We start from the raw sequence: 560 nt of genomic DNA, 5'->3' as shown, positions 1-560 counted from the left end.
CGGCCACCTTCACGGATGGCGAAGCGCAGGCCTTCTTCCATCGCGATCGGGGCGATCAGCTTGACGGTGATGCTGACGTTGTCGCCCGGCATGACCATTTCCTTGTCCTTGGGCAGCTCCACCGCGCCGGTCACGTCCGTCGTACGGAAGTAGAACTGGGGACGGTAGTTGTTGAAGAACGGCGTGTGACGGCCGCCTTCGTCCTTGGACAGGACATAGATCTCGGCGGTGAAGTGGGTGTGCGGCTTGACGCTGCCCGGCTTGCACAGCACTTGGCCGCGTTCGACGTCTTCACGCTTGGTGCCGCGCAGCAGGATGCCGACGTTGTCGCCCGCCATGCCCTGGTCCAGCAGCTTGCGGAACATTTCCACGCCGGTGCAGGTGGTCACTTGCGTGGCCTTGATGCCGACGATTTCGATCGATTCGCCGACCTTGATGATGCCGCGCTCGATGCGGCCGGTCACCACGGTGCCACGACCCGAGATCGAGAACACGTCTTCCACCGGCATCAGGAAGGAGCCGTCCACTGCACGCTCAGGCGTCGGGATGTAGCTGTCCAG

1 protein-coding gene is annotated in these 560 nt (G+C 63.2%); it reads right to left on the bottom strand.

All coding sequences use genetic code 11. The features are described from left to right. The coding region (locus AC3WR5_RS33495; RefSeq protein ID WP_492490119.1) for an EF-Tu C-terminal domain-related protein at nucleotides 1-560 on the bottom strand (560 nt) is incomplete at both ends.

It is taken from the genome of Ideonella sp. FW305-24, assembly GCF_058788035.1.
Note: the sequence above shows the minus strand (reverse complement) of the source record. Positions and strands in the feature narration are given on the sequence as shown.